The following is a 15,192-nucleotide window of genomic DNA, read 5'->3' on the forward strand; positions in this document are numbered from 1 at the left end:
ACGCGGCGTTGACCATGGTGACGTGCCTGACTGGAACAGAACGGACAAATCACACCGACTAGGGATACAGCCGGTAACTTTGGTGCGGCCCGCGCGACTCATCGGTAACCAACACTTGACCGGCGGTCGCAAACTCCGTACCGTCACGCAGCGTAGCGATCCGTGAGGAAAGAACCCTCCGGGCCAGCACAGTACCGGGAGTGTCCGTATGCCGTCTGAGTACGCGAAGTCGCTGGGCGCCCGCCTGCGCTCCATCCGTCAGCAGCAGGGCCTGTCCCTGCAGGGTGTCGAAGAGAAGTCCAACGGCCGCTGGAAAGCGGTCGTGGTCGGCTCCTACGAGCGGGGCGACCGAGCCGTCACCGTGTCACGTCTGGCCGAACTGGCCGACTTCTACCGTGTGCCCGTCTCCGAACTGCTGCCCGACGGCAGTGGTATCCGGCTCGAGGCCACCAACAAGATCGTCCTCGACCTGGAGAAGCTGTACGACACCACGGGTGAGGACCTCGCCTACGTGGCGCGGTACGCCCGGGCTATCCAGCAGCAGCGTGGCGACTACAACGGTCGCGTGCTGTCCATCCGAGCCGACGACCTGCGCGCGCTCGCCATCGTCTACGACATCTCGCCGTCCGGCCTCATCGAGCGCCTGACCGAGCAGGGTGTCCTGGTGGCCGACCCGCGCGCGTTCTTCGCCAGCTGAACCGTTGAGCCGGCGTAACTGAACAAAATCAGCAACACCCTGTAGCGCCCCCCGTAAAGCCCGCGTCCCCCCGACGCGGGCTTTCGCCATTCTTGAACCGGATCGTCACCCTGCCCGTACCCCCGGGCATGAAGAAACGGCCCGCATCCGAGGATCCGAGCCGTTCCGTGGCGCGCGAGCCGGGTGGTTCAGCGGGTGGCGAAGGCCGCGATCCGGTCCAGCAACCCGTTCAGGAAACGGGGGCTGTCGTCGGTCGACATCTCCCTGGCCAGCTCGACCGCCTCGGTGATCGCCACCGGATCGTCCACGTCCGGCTCGAAGAGCAGCTCGTAGACCGCGATCCGGGCCAGGTTGCGGTCGACCGCGGGCATCCGGTCGATCGTCCAACCCTCGGCGTAACTGGCGATCAGCTCGTCGATCCGGTCGAGATGCTTGGCCACACCCTCGATGAGCGTCTTCGAGTACTCGAGGTGCTCCGGGTGTGGCTTCGCGATCCGGTCCAGGTACGTCAGGAGCACCTGGCCCGGCGGCAGATTACGCAGGTCAGCCTCGAAGAGGACGTCCAGCGCCCGCTTGCGGGCCTTGCGACGCGCGAGCCGTTCCTTCTTGGGACCTTCGGCCATCAGCTGCGGCCGAGGTAGCGGCCGTCGCGGGTGTCGACCTTGATCTTCTCACCGGTGGTGATGAAGAGCGGAACGTTGACGGTCGCGCCGGTCTCGACCGTGGCGGGCTTGGTGCCGCCGGTCGAGCGGTCGCCCTGCAGGCCCGGCTCGGTGTAGGTGACCTCGAGGAACACGCTGGTCGGCAGCTCGATGTAGAGCGGCACGCCCTCGTGCAACGCGACGGTGACCTCAGCCTCGGCCAACAGGTAGTTGGCGTTGTCACCGACCGTGGTGCCGGTGACGGGAATCTGGTCGTACGTGTCCAGGTCCATGAAGACGAAGTCCTCACCGTCCTTGTACAGGTACTGCATGGTGCGCTTGTCCACGGTCGCGGTCTCGACCTTGGTGCCGGCGTTGAAGGTCTTGTCCACCACCTTGCCGGACAGCACGTGCTTCAGCGTGGTCCGCACGAAGGCCGGACCCTTACCCGGCTTGACGTGCTGGAACTCGACGACGCTCCACAGCTCCTTGTCGAGGTTGAGCACAAGGCCGTTCTTCAGGTCGTTGGTGGAAGCCATGTCCTGCCTTGATCTTGATACGTATCGGTGACCGAACCACCTTACCGGCGGGAAGCTGGCCGGAGCGAATCGGGCCTACCGGGCGATGTGCTCCAGGGCCAGGCGATATCCGTCGAAACCCAGTCCCGCGATCACGCCCGTAGCGACAGCCGAGACGACCGAGTGGTGCCGGAACTCCTCCCGGGCGTGGACGTTGGAGATGTGCACCTCGACCAGCTTGCCGCGCAGCATCGCGCAGGCGTCGCGCACGGCGTAGTTGTAGTGCGTCCAGGCGCCCGGATTGAGCACCACGTCGGCGCCCTCGTCGGCCGCCTTGTACAGCCACTCCAGCATCTCGTGCTCGGCGTTCGTCTGCTTCACCTCGACGGTCACGCCCAGGTCGTCGGCGACGGCCTGGCACATCTCGACCAGGTCCTGGTAGGTCGACGACCCGTAGACGCCGGGCTCACGCAGGCCCAGCCGGCCCAGGTTCGGCCCGTTCAGCACGTAGATCATCGGGCCACCGCCGCATACGCCCGGCGCAGCAGGTCCTCGGCCGGCCCGGCCAGGATGCCCGGCTTCGCCAGGCCGTCCAGGACCACGAACCGCAGGGTGGCCGCCCGCGCCTTCTTGTCAACGCGCATGGCGGGCAGCAGGTCGCTCCAGGCCTCTTCGGCGTACGCCGTGGGTAGCCCCAGCGACTCCAGGATCGTCCGGTGCCGGTCGGCGGTGGCATCGTCCAGCCGCCCGGTGAGCCGGCCCAGCTCGGCCGCGAAGATCAGGCCCACCGCGATGGCGTGCCCGTGCTTCCAGGAGTATTTCTCCCGTCGCTCGATCGCGTGACCCAGCGTGTGCCCGTAGTTGAGGATCTCCCGCAGCCCGGACTCCTTGAGGTCCACCCCGACCACGCCGGCCTTCACCCGGATCTTGCGCTCGACCAGCTCGCGCAGCACGTCGCTGCGCGGGTCGAGAGCGGCGGCGGGATCGGCCTCGACCAGCTCGAGGATCCTCGGGTCGGCGATGAAGCCGCCCTTGACCACCTCGGCCAGGCCGGCCGCGATGTCCTCGGCGGGCAGCGTGTCCAGCGCGTCCAGGTCGCAGATCACCCCGGCGGGCGGATGGAACGCGCCGACCAGGTTCTTGCCGGCGGCGATGTTGACCGCGGTCTTGCCGCCGACGGCGGCGTCGACCATGCCGGCCACCGAGGTGGAGACCGGCACCCAGCGGACCCCGCGGAGCCAGGCCGCCGCGACATAGCCGGCGAGGTCGGTGGTCGCGCCACCCCCGACACCCACCACCACGTCGGTACGGGTGAAGCCCGCGGCCCCCAGCTCGTCCCAGCACCGGGCGGCGACCTCGATCGACTTGCCCCGCTCGGCGTCGGGCACCTCGATCGGCACCACCGTCGCGCCCCCGGCCGACTTCGCGACGGCCTCGGCGCGCTCGCGAAGGGTCGGCGGGTGCAGCACCGCCACCCGGGCCGCGCCCTCGATCATCGGGGGCAGCTCGTCCGCCAGCCCTCGGCCCACGACCACGTCATATGGACGGTCGCCCGCCACCGGAATCCGCGTCACCACGGTCTCCACCCTATTCGTACGCCCGCGGGCCTCCATGGGGTTATATACAGATGACCCCAAGCGGGTTACACATGATGCATGCCGAAAATCAACGTCTACCTCCCCGACGACCTCGCCGACGCGGTTCGCGAGACCGGCCTGCCCGTCTCCCCGATCTGCCAGCGCGCCCTGGAGCACGCGGTCCGCCGCATCACCACCATCCGGCAGGCCGTCCTGACCGACATCGACCCGGCCTGGGTCGCCGAGCGCCTGCCCAGCTTCACCGCCCGCCTGGTCACCGTCCTCAACCTGGCCGCCGCCCGCGCCCGGGAGGCCGGCGCCGCCTCGGTCACCACCGGTGACCTGCTGCACGGCCTGCTCGCCGAGGGACAGAACCTGGCACTGCAGATCCTCACCGCGATGGACGTCGCCCCCGGCTCGCTGACCGCCCCCGGCACCCCGAGCGGCCGGCGACCCCCGGCGCGCTGCGGTTCAGCGCCCCGGCCGCCGTCGCCCTCGAGCTCAGCGTCGGCGAGGCGATCGGTTTCGGACACAACTACGTCGGCTGCGAGCATCTACTGATCGGCCTGGCCGCCGAGCCCGACGGCGCCGCCGGTGACCTGCTGCGCTCCCGGGCCGTCGACGGCAAGGCCGCCCGCCGGACGGTGGCCGCCGCGCTCGCCGGCTACGACCACCTCCGCGCCACCACCTCCGACCAGGCGACTCCCCCCGCTCTGCTGAACGCCGTCCGCGCCGAGCTGGCCCCCCTCGTGCGCCGCATCGAAGCCCTGGAGACCCGGCTGCCGGACGCCGGTTCGCCGCCCGTCCCCTGACCGGCGGAACGAGATCACTCGAACCGCTGAACTTCCCGTTGCGGTCTTCCGATACTCTCGCTGACCGCAACGGGGGAACATGACAATGGGTATCAATCGACGTACGGTCATGCGGCGTGCACTCCTGGCCACCGGCGGGGTGGCCGTCGGCGCCGCCGGGGCGGTCGGTCTGCCCCGGCTGTTCGGCTGGGACCGGCCCCCGCTCAGCGGTGGGTACGCGGCGGCCGCCGACGCGCCCGCCGACCTGCAGAACCCCGGGCTGTCGGTGCGCTACTACGTGCAGACGACCGAGCCGGTGGTGGCGTTCACCTTCGACGACGGGCCGGCGCCGGACTGGACACCGATGGTGCTCGACGCCCTCGACGCGGCCGCGGTCCCGGCGACGTTCTTCATGGTCGGGCGCAACCTGGAGGCCAACGCCGATCTGGTCCGGGACCGGATGGGCCGGCACGAGATCGGCAACCACTCGTGGTCGCACGACGACCTCGCCACCCTGGACCGGGCCGGTGTGACGAGCGAGCTGTCCCGCACCCACGAGATGATCCAGAAGGTGTTCGGGCGGACGCCGACGCTGATGCGCCCGCCCTACGGGCACCTCGGCGGCTCGACCGTGCTGGCCGCCGACTGCATGGGCTACGACATCGTGCTCTGGTCGCACCTGATGCGCGAGCTGTACTTCGAGAAGGACCCGGACGGGCAGGTGCGCGACATCGTCGACAACGTACGCCCGGGGTCGATCGTCCTGGCCCACGACACCGGCAAGCAGCACCGGCTGGTGTCGCTGCGCGGTCTCCCCGCCATGTTCGCCGGACTGAAGGCGCGCGGCTTCCGCTTCGTGACCGTCTCCGAGCTGCTCGCCCTGGAGAACAAGACGACCCCGGCCGCCTAGCGCAGCAGGGCGACGACCTCGGCGGCCACGTCCTGCTCGGCACGGCCGTCGGTGGTGACGGTGTGGGCGGCCACCGACAGGTAGAGCGGACGCCGCTGGTCGAGCAGGTATTTCAGGGTGGCCCGCGGGTTGATCGCCAGCAGGGGACGGCCCGCGCCCAGACCGACCCGCTTGATCGCGTCGGCCAGCTCCACGGACAGGTAGACGACCGTGTGGTCGGTGAGGATCTTCCGCGTACCCTCGTCGAGGATCGCGCCGCCGCCCAGGGCGAGGACGCCGCCGAAGGTCTCCAGGGACTCGGCCACGACCTCGCGCTCGAGGGCGCGGAACGCGGCCTCGCCGTCGTCGACGAAGATCTCCGGGATCGGCTTGCCGGCCCGCTCCTCGATGATCGAGTCGGTGTCGCCGAAAGGCACGCCCAGCTCGGCCGCGACCGCCCGGCCGACGGTGGTCTTGCCGGCGCCCATCACACCGACCAGGACCGCGACCGGCGCCATCAGTGGATGATCAGATTGTCGAGGTACGACTGCAGGTTGCGCCGGATCTCCGCGACCGAGTCACCGCCGAACTTCTCCGTCGCCGCCTCGGCCAGGACCAGGGCGACCATCGCCTCGGCGACGACCGCGCCGGCCGGGACCGCGCAGACGTCGGACCGCTGGTTGATCGCGGTGGCCGCCTCGCCAGTGACCACGTCGACGGTCTGCAGCGCCCGGTTGAGCGACGAGATGGGCTTGAGCGCGGCACGCACGCGCAGCGGCTCGCCGTTGGTGATGCCACCCTCCAGGCCACCGGCCCGGTCGGTCACCCGCTTCACACCGTCGGGCGTCGGCACGATCTCGTCGTGGGCGACCGAGCCGCGCGAGCGGGCCTGGGTGAACCCGTCGCCGATCTCCACACCCTTGACGGACTGGATCGACATGAGCGCCGTGGCCAGACGGGCGTCGAGCTTGCGGTCCCACTGGACGTGCGAGCCGAGACCCGGCGGCACGTTGTAGGCCAGCACCTCGACGATGCCGCCGAGCGTGTCCGCGTCCTGCTTGGCCGCGTCGACCTCGGCCACCATGCGGGCGCTGGCCTCCGGGTCGAGGCAGCGCAACGGGTCCTCATCGATGCGGTCGAAGTCGTCCGGCGTCGGGATCACACCCGGCTTGGCGGCGACCGAGCCCAGCTCGATGACGTGCGAGACGATGTCGATGCCGAGCGCCTGCTTGATCAGCTGCTTGGCGACCACGCCGACGGCGACACGGGCCGCGGTCTCCCGGGCGCTGGCGCGCTCCAGGATCGGGCGGGCGTCGGTGTGCCCGTATTTCTGCATGCCGGCCAGGTCGGCGTGGCCGGGGCGCGGCCGGGTCAACGCCGCGTTACGCGACTGCGACGCCAGCACCTCCGGGTCCACCGGGTCGGCCGCCATGACCGTCTCCCACTTGGGCCACTCGGTGTTGCCGATCCGGATCGCGACCGGCGAGCCCTGCGTCACCCCGTGCCGGATGCCGCCGATGAGCTCCAGCTCGTCCTGCTCGAACTTCATCCGGGCGCCGCGGCCGTAACCCAGGCGGCGGCGCACCAGATCACGGGTGATGTCAGCGCTCGTCACCTCGATCCCGGCGGGGACACCCTCGAGCAGCGCGACGAGCGCCGGTCCATGCGATTCACCTGCAGTCAGCCAGCGCAACACGGCAACAGTCTGGCACGGCGCCGGTCCGTGCCGGCACGTGGCCGTCCGCATCCCGCCCTACGGACACCCGGCCGGCTGTCACCCCCGGGCCGCGACCGCCTCGCCGAGCGCCCTGCGCATCGCCTCCTGCGGCGCCTCCGCCACCCCGGTGAACTGCTCGAACTGACTGAGCGCCTGCGCCAGCAACAGGTCCAGCCCGGAGACCACCGGAATGTCGTGCTTGGTCGCGGAGGCGGCGAGCGGCGTGGGCCACGGGTCGTAGAGGGCGTCGAAATACACACTGCCGGGGCGCCAGGTGACCCGCTCGGCCAGCTCGTCGGCGGCGCCCTTGGGAACGGTGGACAGCACCGCGTCGGCGTCGAAGGCCCCCGCGGCGCCGGCCCAGTCGACACCGTCGACGGTCAGGCCGAGAGCCACCGCCACCGGTGCCAGCTCGTCATGGGCCCCGGGCCGGCGGGTGACCACGGTGACCGTCTCGGCGCCCAGCTCGGCCGCGGCGGCGAGCGCGGCCCGGGCGGTGCCGCCGCCGCCGAGCACGGTGATCCGCGGCGGCGCCTCCTTGACCGCGTGCCGGCCGCGGCTCAGGCCGAGACCCGCCTCCCGCAGCACGTGCACCATGCCGGGGACGTCGGTGTTGTCGGCGTGCCAGGAGCCGTCCGGCTGCCGCACCAGCGTGTTGGCCACACCGGCCGCGATGGCGACCGGGGACGCCGAGGTGGCCAGCCGCAGAGCGGCCTCCTTGAGCGGCATGGTCAGCGACAGACCGGCCCACTCCGGGCCCAGCCCGGCCACCAGGTCCGGCAGCTCGGACTCGGCGCATTCGATCGCCTCATACGTCCAGCCGGTCAGCCCGGCGGCGGCGAACCCGGCATTGTGGATCACCGGGGAGAGCGAGTGTGCGATCGGCTTACCGCACACGGCGGCCTTCCGGCCACCGGCCGGGGTCTCGTCTTGGCTCTGCACCCGGCCCACTTTACGGGGCCGGGGAACAGGCTCACTTCCCGCAGAGGTTGATGCCGTTGGCGCAGGCCTTCTGCACGTTCTTCTGGTGCTCGGCGTCGGTGACGGCGAACGCGGACCGGCCGCTCTTGTCGACCGCCACGAAGAACAGCCACGGCCCGTTCGTCGGCTTCAGCGAGCCGATCAGCGCCGCCTTGCCGGGGTTGTTGATCGGCCCGATCGGCAGGCCCTTGACGATCTCGGTGTTGTACGGGTTCTTCGGGTCGTCCATCTCCTTCTGCAGGAGCTGGCCCGAGTGCTTGGGGTCCTTGCCGTTGAGCTGGAGCCAGTAGTTCGTGGTGACGTCGAACTGCAGGGGCATGTCCTTGACGTACGCCCGGTTGTAGGCGACCCGGGCCACCTTCGGCAGATCCGCGGCGATGCCGGCCTCGGCCTGGGCCAGCGACGCCACGATCAGCGCCTCGTACGGCGACACCTTCCGGTTCTTCTGCACCTCGTCGGCGAAGCTCATGTCGCCGGTGACGGTGAGGAAGTGCTCCACCATGGTCCGCAGCGCCTGCTGGGCGGTCACCTTCGTGTCGAACTCGTAGGTGTCCGGGAAGAGGAAGCCCTCGATGCTCTTGGCCGACGGCTTGCCGTCGCCCCGGTTGAACCACCAGTCCGGCACGCCGAGCGCCACCGGGTCCTTCGCCGCATCCTCGAAGTCCTTGACCGGGATGCCGGTGCCCTTCGCGAGCAGCTCGAAGGTCTGCTTGGTGGTCTTGCCCTCGGGAACCGTCACGCCCTTGCTGAGCCGCGTGTTCGGGTCCAGCAGCTGGGCGAGCGCCTGCTTCGCCGCCATCTGCTTGCGCAGCACATAGGTGCCGGCCTGGATGTTCTTGCTCTTCGGCTCGGCGTCGGCGGCCTCGGTGAACGCCTTCGTGCTCTTCACCACATCGGCTTCGACCAGCTCGTTGCCGATCTCGGTGAGCGACAGGTTCTTCCGGATCGTCACCTCGACCGGCGTGGACCCGGAGCCCTCGTAGTCGGCGGCGACGAAGAAGCTCGCGACCTTGGTGTAGCCGAAGTAGACGCCACCACCCAGGACCGCGAAGAGCAACAGGGTCATGACCAGCGCAATGGCCGACCGACCCCGCCCTTTCTTGGCGCTGCCGCGCCGTGCCCCACTCGACTCGGCGTCCTCTTCAAACGCCACATCCAGTTCGTCGATCATCTCCGTCTGCCTCCGCTGCCCGTCCGGCCGACTCCGGTCAGAACACGACCAGCACTGACGCGCACCATACCCACATCGATGCCTTCGCGCCCACCCCTGCGTTCCTGCCTAACGCGACGTGGCCGACTGGAGCAACCCCGGCCGGCCACAGCACCCGTCAGAGGGTCAGCAGATCGGGATACCGTTCCTGCACGCGATCTGAATGTTGGCGTTGTGCTCGTCGAATGTCTTGCCGTACGCCATGGTGCCCTTCGCGTCGATCGTCACGAAGAAGAAGTAATCGCTCTTAGGCGCCTCGATCGCGCCGGTGAGGGCCACCTCGCCGGGGTTGCTGATCGGCCCGATCGACATGCCCGGCGCGTTGTACCGGTACGGGTTGTCCTCGCCGTGCATCTCGTCGATGGTGAGCTTCTCGGAGGACTTGCCCTGCTTGCCGTTCAGCCGCAGCCAGTAGTTGACCGTGCTGTCCAGCTGGAGGCAGCCGCAGGGGAAGTCACCGGAGTACGCCCGGTTGTAGAGCACCCGCGCCACCGGTCCCATGTCCACCTTCAGCAGCGCCTCCACCTGCGTGATCGAGGCGGCGACCAGCGCCTCGTACGGCGAGATCTTGAGCTTTGCGGCCTTGGCCTCGAAGTCGAGCTTCTTCATCTCGGCGTTGAAGTTCTTGACAAGCAGCTTCAGGATGTCCTCGGCCGTGGCGTTCTTCGGCAGCTCGTAGGTCGCCGGGTAGAGGAAGCCCTCGATGTTGGACTTGTCGACCTTCTTGCCGTCGGTCCGCTTGAGCCAGGCCGCCGTGACACCCAGCTTGGTGATGTCCGAGGCGGCCTTCTCGAAGTCCTCGTACTTGAGTCCGCTGGCCTTCGCGAGCTCGGTGAAGACCTGCATCTTCGTCCACCCCTCGGGGATGGTGACGGCGCCCTCGACGTACTTGTTCTTCAGGTCCAGCAGCGCCAGCACGGCGTCGCTGGCCTTCATCTCCTTGCGGATCTTGTATTGCCCGACCTGGATGCCGGTGCTGTCCGGGTTCTCGTTGGCCGCGTTGACGAACGCCCGGGTGCTCTTGACCACACCCGCGCCGTGCAGGGTCTCGGCGATCGCGGAGGCGCTGTCGTTCTTCTTCACCTCGACGATCACCTCGCCGGTGCCGGGACCGTCGAAGTCGGCGGCCAGGAACCGGCCCGCGAAGCGGTCGTAGCCATACCACCCGCCGGCGCCGAGAGCGCCGACCAGCAGCAGGACCATCACGAACGCGATGACGGAGCGGCCCTTGCCCTCATCACGGCGGTGACGCCACCGCCCGGGGTCCGGGTTGCTCTCGAACCTGAGTTCCATCTCGTCGCTCAATTAAGTCTGCCTCCGCTGCGCGTTCAGCCAGCCCTGCAGGATCTCCACGGCTGCCGCCTGGTCCACCACCGCGCGCTGGCGCTTGCCCTTCACACCGCGCTCGGACAACCGGCGGCTGGCCACGACCGTCGACATCCGCTCGTCGGCCAGCAGCACCGGAACCGGAGCGAGCACCGCGCTCAGCCTCTCCACGTACGCGCGGACGTGGCCCGCCGCCACACCCTCGCGCCCGTTGAGCGCCACCGGCAACCCGACGACCACCTCGGTCGCCTCGTGCTCGGCCACCAGGCGAGCCAGCTCCACCATGTCCTTCGGGGTGCCGTCGTCGCCGGTCTCCTGGTCCCGTGACACGGTCACCACCGGGCTGGCCAGGATCCCGTCCGGGTCGCACTTGGCGACACCGACCCGCACCTGACCAACGTCCACACCCAGGCGAACGCCCCGAGTGAAGCGCATGATCACGCTCCCACCCTGCACCGCAGCAACCCGCATCTCCCGTCCCCGATTACGCACTGATGCGAAGACCTGTGAACGATCCCTTTGATGATCGTCACCGATCGCGACCAAGAGCTTAGCCCCCTCGCTGGCCGCAGCGCCGCCACCCGGGGCAAGGCCTAAAGTTCCGCTAAGAAACGGAGTACCCAAACGACAGAGGACAATCACTCAGCGTGACAGCAAGAACGCCCCGGAAAGTGCTCCGGGGCGCTCTCACCACGTGAGACCTCAGCCCTCGTCGGCGATCGCCTGCTCGATCGCGGCGAGCAGCCGGGGCGCCTCCTCCGCCGGGACACCGCCGCCCTGCGCCAGATCGGCGTTGCCGCCGCCCCGGCCGGACAGCGCCGCCTTCACCAGGTCCTGCGCGGACACGCCGCGGCTCTTCGCCGCGCCGTTGATCGCGACGATCAACGACGCCTTGCCGTTGGACCGGGAGGTCACCGCGACCACCGCGGGACGCGCCGCGTCGATCTTGCCGCGGATCTCCTGCGCCAGCGTGCGCACGTCGTTGCCGGCCGCGCCCTCCGGCGCCTCGGTGCCGACGAACGCCACACCACGCACGTCCTTCGCCTGGCCGGCCAGCGCGGCCGCCCCGCCGAGGACCATCTGCGCCCGCAGCTTCTCCAGCTCCTTCTCCGCGTCGCGCAGCGCCGTGACGGTCTGCTCGACCCGGTCGGCGACCTGCTCGCCGGGCACCCGGAACAGGTCGGCCAGACGGGACACCAGCAGGTGCTCCTTCGCCAGGAAGCTGAACGCGTCGAGGCCCACGAGGGCCTCCACGCGGCGCACGCCGGAGCCGATCGACTGCTCGTTGAGGATCTTCACCAGGCCGAGCTGGCCGGACCGCGCCACGTGGGTGCCACCGCACAGCTCACGGGCGTAGTCACCGACCTCGACCACGCGGACCTCGTCGCCGTACTTCTCGCCGAACAGCGCCATCGCGCCGAGCCGCCGCGCCTCCTCCTGCGAGGTGACGAACGCGTTCACCTCGAGGTCGCGCAGCAGCACCTCGTTGATCTGCTGCTCCACGTCGAACAGCACCGACGGGTTGACCGCGCCCGGGGTGTGGAAGTCGAACCGCAGCCGGCCCGGCGCGTTCAGCGAACCCGCCTGGGTCGCCGACTCGCCGAGGAAGTTACGCATCGTCTGGTGCACCAGGTGCGTCGCGGTGTGCGAGCGGGAGATCGCCTTGCGCCGGTTCACGTCGATCTCGGCCAGCGCCGTCTCGCCCGCGCGCACCTCGCCACGGACCACCCGCGCCTTGTGCACGATCAGGCCGGGGATCGGCTGCTGAACGTCGACGATCTCCAGCCGGCCGTTGCCGACGTTGATCACACCGGTGTCGGCCTGCTGGCCGCCGCCCTCCGCGTAGAAGGGCGTGGTGTCCAGCACCAGCTCGACGAAGTCGCCCTCGCCGGCCACCTCGACCCGGCCCGAGTCACCGATCAGCGCCCGGACCCGGGTCTCCCGGGTGATCTCCTGGTACCCGGTGAACTCGACCGTGCCACCCGCGTCCAGCGCCGACCGGTACGCCGACAGGTCGGCGTGGCCGGTCTTGCGCGCCGCCGCGTCGGCCTTCGCCCGGGACCGCTGGTCGGCCATCAGCCGCCGGAAACCCTCCTGGTCGACCTGCAGGCCCTGCTCCTGCGCGATCTCCAGGGTCAGGTCGATCGGGAAACCGTACGTGTCGTGCAGCTGGAACGCCTTCTCCCCGGAGAGCCGGCCCTTGCCCTTGCTCTTGGACTCGGTGATCGCGGTGTCCAGGATGGTCGTGCCGGCCTTCAGTGTGGAGAGGAACGCCTCCTCCTCCGCGTAGGCGTAGGTGGAGATCCGGCCGAACTCCTTCTCGATCTCCGGGTACGACGGGGACATGCAGTCCCGCGCGATCGGCAGCAGGATCGGCAGCGCCGGCTCCTGCCAGCCGAGCAGGCGGATCGCCCGGATCGCCCGGCGCATGATGCGGCGCAGCACATAGCCGCGGCCCTCGTTGGACGGCACGATGCCGTCACTGATCAACATCAGCGCGGTACGGACGTGGTCCGCGATCACCCGCAGGCGCACGTCGTCCGGGTGGCTCTCCGACGCGGCGTGACCGGACTGCTTGCCGTACTCCCTGCCGGTCATCTCGGCGGCCTTCGCCAGGATCGGCTTGACCTCGTCGATCTCGTACAGGTTGTCGACACCCTGCAGGATCGACGCGATGCGCTCCAGGCCCATACCGGTGTCGATGTTCTGCTTCGGCAGGTCACCGACGATCGTGAACTCTTCCTTCGACTTCACATCGGTGATCTCGTTCTGCATGAAGACCAGGTTCCAGAACTCCAGGTACCGGTCCTCGTCGACCTCCGGGCCGCCCTCCTTGCCGTAGGCCGGCCCCCGGTCGTAGTACAGCTCGGAACACGGGCCCGCCGGACCCGGGATGCCCATCGACCAGAAGTTGTCCTTCTTGCCGCGGCGCACGATCCGCTCCGCGGGCAGACCGGTCCGCTTCCACAGCTCGATGGCCTCGTCGTCGTCCAGGTAGACGGTCGCCCAGATCTTCTCCGGGTCCAGACCGAAACCACCCTCCTCGACCGGCTTGGTGGACAGCTCCCACGCCAGGCGGATCGCATCCGCCTTGAAGTAGTCGCCGAACGAGAAGTTGCCGTTCATCTGGAAGAACGTGCCGTGCCGGCTGGTCTTGCCGACCTCGTCGATGTCCGGCGTCCGGATGCACTTCTGCACACTGGCCGCACGAGAATACGGCGGCGTCTGCTGCCCCAGGAAGAACGGGACGAACTGCACCATGCCGGCGTTGATGAACAGCAGGTTCGGGTCGTCGATGGCCGGCAGCGGGGCACTCGGGACCACCGTGTGCCCGTTCGCCTCGAAATGCGCCAGGAAGCGCCGCTTGACCTCTGCCGTCTTCATCGATTTCCCTCCTGCGAACCGGGCTGCGCGTCGTCACGCAACTCGGCGAATTTGTCCTCGTACAGCTCCCCCGCGGCGAACGCCTCGTGGATCTGCTGCTCCCGCTCGGCCATCCCGTCGCGGACGTCCTCCACGAAGCTACGCAGCGACTCGACGAGGCCGCCAGCGGATTCCGACAGAGACGTGGCGATGCCCGTCGGGGTGAACTCGTTGGCCTTCTGGTTCAGCTTGCGGACGACGAGGGCGCCGACGGCCAAGCCGACGCCGAGCCACAGCAGGCGCTTCATGATGAAGTGATACCTCTCTCGCGGAACAGGCTCAGCGGGCGCCCTTACGGCGCTGCTTGATCGCGGCGCGGACCTCACGCTCGTCCTCGGCCGACCGGCGCGCGTTGGCGGCCTTACGCAGGCCGTACCCGAACGAGGCGACCTTGACCAGCGGGTTCGCCGCGGCCGCGGACACGACGGTGACCAGGTTCGCGATGTTCGCGGACACGTTCTGCGCGTGCTCGGTCATCGTGTCGACCTTGGCGAGCTGCACGTTCACGCCGTCCAAAGAGACCTGGACCTGTCCGAGCGCGACATTGACGTTCTCGACCGTGGTGTTCACGTTCGACAGCAGCGGGCCGGTCCGGTCCACGGTGTCATTGATCGCATGGGTCGTGGCGTCGATCGTGCGCCCGAGCTTGAGGATCGGAACGGCCAGCACGAGAACGAGCATCAGAAAGGCGCCCGCCGCGATCAGACCTGCGATTTCTCCGGCATCCATGTGGCGCTTTCTCCTATTCGGGTGGTCACGGTTCGGCGGGTCGACCAACAGACCCTACCGTCCGTGACCACCGCACGCGTCACGACGCCTCGGGTGTCGGATTCGTCTGCTGGAAGATGGAATCGTCCGTAGGCAGCACCGGATCCGGCTGCACTCCCTGCGGGCCCGGCGCCGGATCCTCGCGACCGCGTTCGTCCTCGATCGCGTTCCACACCTTGATGCTCACCGTCGATCCCACACACGAGGCCGGATCGATCGGCTCCGGAGCCTCCGCCCCCGCCTGCGGATTCTGCTCCGCCGACACCTGGTCGACCGCGCAGCCCGGCAGGCTCACCGACAGATCCAGGGTCAGCTCGTCACGCTGCCAGCAGGTGTAGGTGCCCTCCTCGGCACGGACCGGCGTCTCCGGGCAGCCGGCGACCTTCCGCTCGGCCCACCCGGCATCGGAGAGAGCCTTCGAGTAGACCTTGGTCGTCTCCCCGAACGGCTGATCCGACTCGGACACCCGCTCCCGGAACTCGCACACCCCCAGGCACAGGCTGTTGCCGGTCTCGAAGTCCTTGTCGTTCTTCGACGCCCACTCCGGAACCGCCAGCGCGTCCAGCGACGCCAGCACCGGGTCCTGCGACACCGCACGCACCCCGAAGAACGCCGGAAGGACCAGCAGCACCAGCGCGGCCAGCGACATCAGGG

General features: G+C 69.2%; 18 protein-coding genes. 4 read left to right on the forward strand and 14 right to left on the reverse strand.

Annotated features, from left to right (window positions below; all coding sequences use genetic code 11):
• The first annotated feature begins 208 nt into the window (after window positions 1-208).
• A complete protein-coding gene (bldD, locus tag ACQPZW_RS39090; RefSeq protein WP_014446326.1) occupies window positions 209-697 on the forward strand; it encodes a transcriptional regulator BldD in 489 nt (162 codons plus the stop codon).
• Between the two features lie 188 nt (window positions 698-885).
• On the opposite strand, the gene nusB is transcribed toward bldD, so the two are convergent.
• The 4 genes from nusB to aroB form a co-directional block, all read right to left on the reverse strand.
• A complete protein-coding gene (gene nusB, locus ACQPZW_RS39095) occupies window positions 886-1,320 on the reverse strand; it encodes a transcription antitermination factor NusB (protein WP_433791053.1) in 435 nt (144 codons plus the stop codon).
• Entirely contained in the window at window positions 1,320-1,877 is a 558-nt protein-coding gene (gene efp / locus ACQPZW_RS39100) for an elongation factor P (RefSeq protein ID WP_433791054.1), read from the reverse strand. The genes nusB and efp overlap by 1 nt, the downstream gene beginning before the upstream one ends.
• 75 nt (window positions 1,878-1,952) lie before the next feature.
• Window positions 1,953-2,372: a type II 3-dehydroquinate dehydratase gene (aroQ, locus tag ACQPZW_RS39105; RefSeq protein ID WP_433791055.1), complete on the reverse strand. Its 420-nt coding sequence runs from the start codon at window positions 2,370-2,372 to the stop codon at window positions 1,953-1,955.
• Window positions 2,369-3,469 (reverse strand): 3-dehydroquinate synthase, encoded by a 1,101-nt coding sequence (aroB, locus tag ACQPZW_RS39110; RefSeq protein WP_433791056.1) that lies wholly within the window; start codon window positions 3,467-3,469, stop codon window positions 2,369-2,371. Before aroB ends, aroQ begins: the two co-directional genes overlap by 4 nt.
• Before the next feature lie 42 nt (window positions 3,470-3,511).
• Here aroB and ACQPZW_RS39115 point away from each other — a divergent pair, with 42 nt between their 5' ends.
• From ACQPZW_RS39115 to ACQPZW_RS39125, 3 genes are all read left to right on the forward strand, one after another.
• Window positions 3,512-3,994, forward strand: a complete 483-nt coding sequence (locus ACQPZW_RS39115) for a hypothetical protein (RefSeq protein ID WP_433791057.1) — start codon at window positions 3,512-3,514, stop codon at window positions 3,992-3,994.
• A gap of 83 nt (window positions 3,995-4,077) precedes the next feature.
• Window positions 4,078-4,245: a hypothetical protein gene (locus ACQPZW_RS39120; RefSeq protein WP_433791059.1), complete on the forward strand. Its 168-nt coding sequence runs from the start codon at window positions 4,078-4,080 to the stop codon at window positions 4,243-4,245.
• A 109-nt stretch (window positions 4,246-4,354) separates the two neighbouring features.
• The gene (locus ACQPZW_RS39125) at window positions 4,355-5,134 is read left to right on the forward strand and encodes a polysaccharide deacetylase family protein (RefSeq protein ID WP_433791061.1); all 780 of its coding nucleotides are present in this window, start codon (window positions 4,355-4,357) and stop codon (window positions 5,132-5,134) included.
• Here ACQPZW_RS39125 and ACQPZW_RS39130 read toward each other — a convergent pair.
• From ACQPZW_RS39130 to ACQPZW_RS39175, 10 genes are all read right to left on the reverse strand, one after another.
• Window positions 5,131-5,631: a shikimate kinase gene (locus ACQPZW_RS39130; protein WP_433791062.1), complete on the reverse strand. Its 501-nt coding sequence runs from the start codon at window positions 5,629-5,631 to the stop codon at window positions 5,131-5,133. The genes ACQPZW_RS39125 and ACQPZW_RS39130 overlap by 4 nt on opposite strands.
• Window positions 5,631-6,809: a chorismate synthase gene (gene aroC / locus ACQPZW_RS39135; protein WP_433791063.1), complete on the reverse strand. Its 1,179-nt coding sequence runs from the start codon at window positions 6,807-6,809 to the stop codon at window positions 5,631-5,633. The genes ACQPZW_RS39130 and aroC overlap by 1 nt, the downstream gene beginning before the upstream one ends.
• Window positions 6,810-6,887: 78 nt before the next feature.
• A complete protein-coding gene (locus tag ACQPZW_RS39140) occupies window positions 6,888-7,772 on the reverse strand; it encodes a shikimate dehydrogenase (protein WP_433791064.1) in 885 nt (294 codons plus the stop codon).
• Window positions 7,773-7,803: 31 nt separating this feature from the next.
• Window positions 7,804-8,982 carry an endolytic transglycosylase MltG gene (gene mltG, locus ACQPZW_RS39145; protein ID WP_433791065.1) on the reverse strand — a complete coding sequence of 393 codons (1,179 nt, stop codon included), beginning with the start codon at window positions 8,980-8,982 and terminating at the stop codon, window positions 7,804-7,806.
• Between the two features lie 165 nt (window positions 8,983-9,147).
• The gene (mltG, locus tag ACQPZW_RS39150; RefSeq protein WP_433791066.1) at window positions 9,148-10,314 is read right to left on the reverse strand and encodes an endolytic transglycosylase MltG; all 1,167 of its coding nucleotides are present in this window, start codon (window positions 10,312-10,314) and stop codon (window positions 9,148-9,150) included.
• 12 nt (window positions 10,315-10,326) lie between these two features.
• The gene (gene ruvX / locus ACQPZW_RS39155; RefSeq protein WP_433791067.1) at window positions 10,327-10,782 is read right to left on the reverse strand and encodes a Holliday junction resolvase RuvX; all 456 of its coding nucleotides are present in this window, start codon (window positions 10,780-10,782) and stop codon (window positions 10,327-10,329) included.
• Between the two features lie 267 nt (window positions 10,783-11,049).
• A complete protein-coding gene (alaS, locus tag ACQPZW_RS39160) occupies window positions 11,050-13,731 on the reverse strand; it encodes an alanine--tRNA ligase (protein ID WP_433791068.1) in 2,682 nt (893 codons plus the stop codon).
• Entirely contained in the window at window positions 13,728-14,018 is a 291-nt protein-coding gene (locus ACQPZW_RS39165; protein ID WP_433791069.1) for a hypothetical protein, read from the reverse strand. Before ACQPZW_RS39165 ends, alaS begins: the two co-directional genes overlap by 4 nt.
• Window positions 14,019-14,049: 31 nt before the next feature.
• Complete coding sequence (locus tag ACQPZW_RS39170; protein WP_433797747.1) at window positions 14,050-14,499, reverse strand: DUF948 domain-containing protein; 450 nt, start codon at window positions 14,497-14,499, stop codon at window positions 14,050-14,052.
• A gap of 79 nt (window positions 14,500-14,578) precedes the next feature.
• Window positions 14,579-15,187, reverse strand: coding sequence for a hypothetical protein (locus ACQPZW_RS39175; RefSeq protein ID WP_433791070.1), 609 nt, complete (start codon window positions 15,185-15,187; stop codon window positions 14,579-14,581).
• Window positions 15,188-15,192 lie beyond the last annotated feature (5 nt).

It is taken from the genome of Actinoplanes sp. CA-252034 (assembly GCF_050956125.1).
Classification (GTDB): Bacteria; Actinomycetota; Actinomycetes; order Mycobacteriales; family Micromonosporaceae; genus Actinoplanes.

Coding starts and splice junctions, on each gene's coding strand:
- nusB (WP_433791053.1), bottom strand. CDS start 1,320: ATGGCCGAAGGTCCCAAGAAGGAACGGCTCGCGCGTCGCAAGGCCCGC.
- efp (WP_433791054.1), bottom strand. CDS start 1,877: ATGGCTTCCACCAACGACCTGAAGAACGGCCTTGTGCTCAACCTCGAC.
- mltG (WP_433791065.1), bottom strand. CDS start 8,982: ATGATCGACGAACTGGATGTGGCGTTTGAAGAGGACGCCGAGTCGAGT.
- ACQPZW_RS39130 (WP_433791062.1), bottom strand. CDS start 5,631: ATGGCGCCGGTCGCGGTCCTGGTCGGTGTGATGGGCGCCGGCAAGACC.
- ruvX (WP_433791067.1), bottom strand. CDS start 10,782: ATGCGCTTCACTCGGGGCGTTCGCCTGGGTGTGGACGTTGGTCAGGTG.
- ACQPZW_RS39125 (WP_433791061.1), top strand. CDS start 4,355: ATGCGGCGTGCACTCCTGGCCACCGGCGGGGTGGCCGTCGGCGCCGCC.
- ACQPZW_RS39115 (WP_433791057.1), top strand. CDS start 3,512: ATGCCGAAAATCAACGTCTACCTCCCCGACGACCTCGCCGACGCGGTT.
- ACQPZW_RS39170 (WP_433797747.1), bottom strand. CDS start 14,499: ATGGATGCCGGAGAAATCGCAGGTCTGATCGCGGCGGGCGCCTTTCTG.
- mltG (WP_433791066.1), bottom strand. CDS start 10,314: ATGGAACTCAGGTTCGAGAGCAACCCGGACCCCGGGCGGTGGCGTCAC.
- ACQPZW_RS39165 (WP_433791069.1), bottom strand. CDS start 14,018: ATGAAGCGCCTGCTGTGGCTCGGCGTCGGCTTGGCCGTCGGCGCCCTC.
- aroB (WP_433791056.1), bottom strand. CDS start 3,469: ATGGAGGCCCGCGGGCGTACGAATAGGGTGGAGACCGTGGTGACGCGG.
- aroQ (WP_433791055.1), bottom strand. CDS start 2,372: ATGATCTACGTGCTGAACGGGCCGAACCTGGGCCGGCTGGGCCTGCGT.
- alaS (WP_433791068.1), bottom strand. CDS start 13,731: ATGAAGACGGCAGAGGTCAAGCGGCGCTTCCTGGCGCATTTCGAGGCG.
- bldD (WP_014446326.1), top strand. CDS start 209: ATGCCGTCTGAGTACGCGAAGTCGCTGGGCGCCCGCCTGCGCTCCATC.
- ACQPZW_RS39175 (WP_433791070.1), bottom strand. CDS start 15,187: ATGTCGCTGGCCGCGCTGGTGCTGCTGGTCCTTCCGGCGTTCTTCGGG.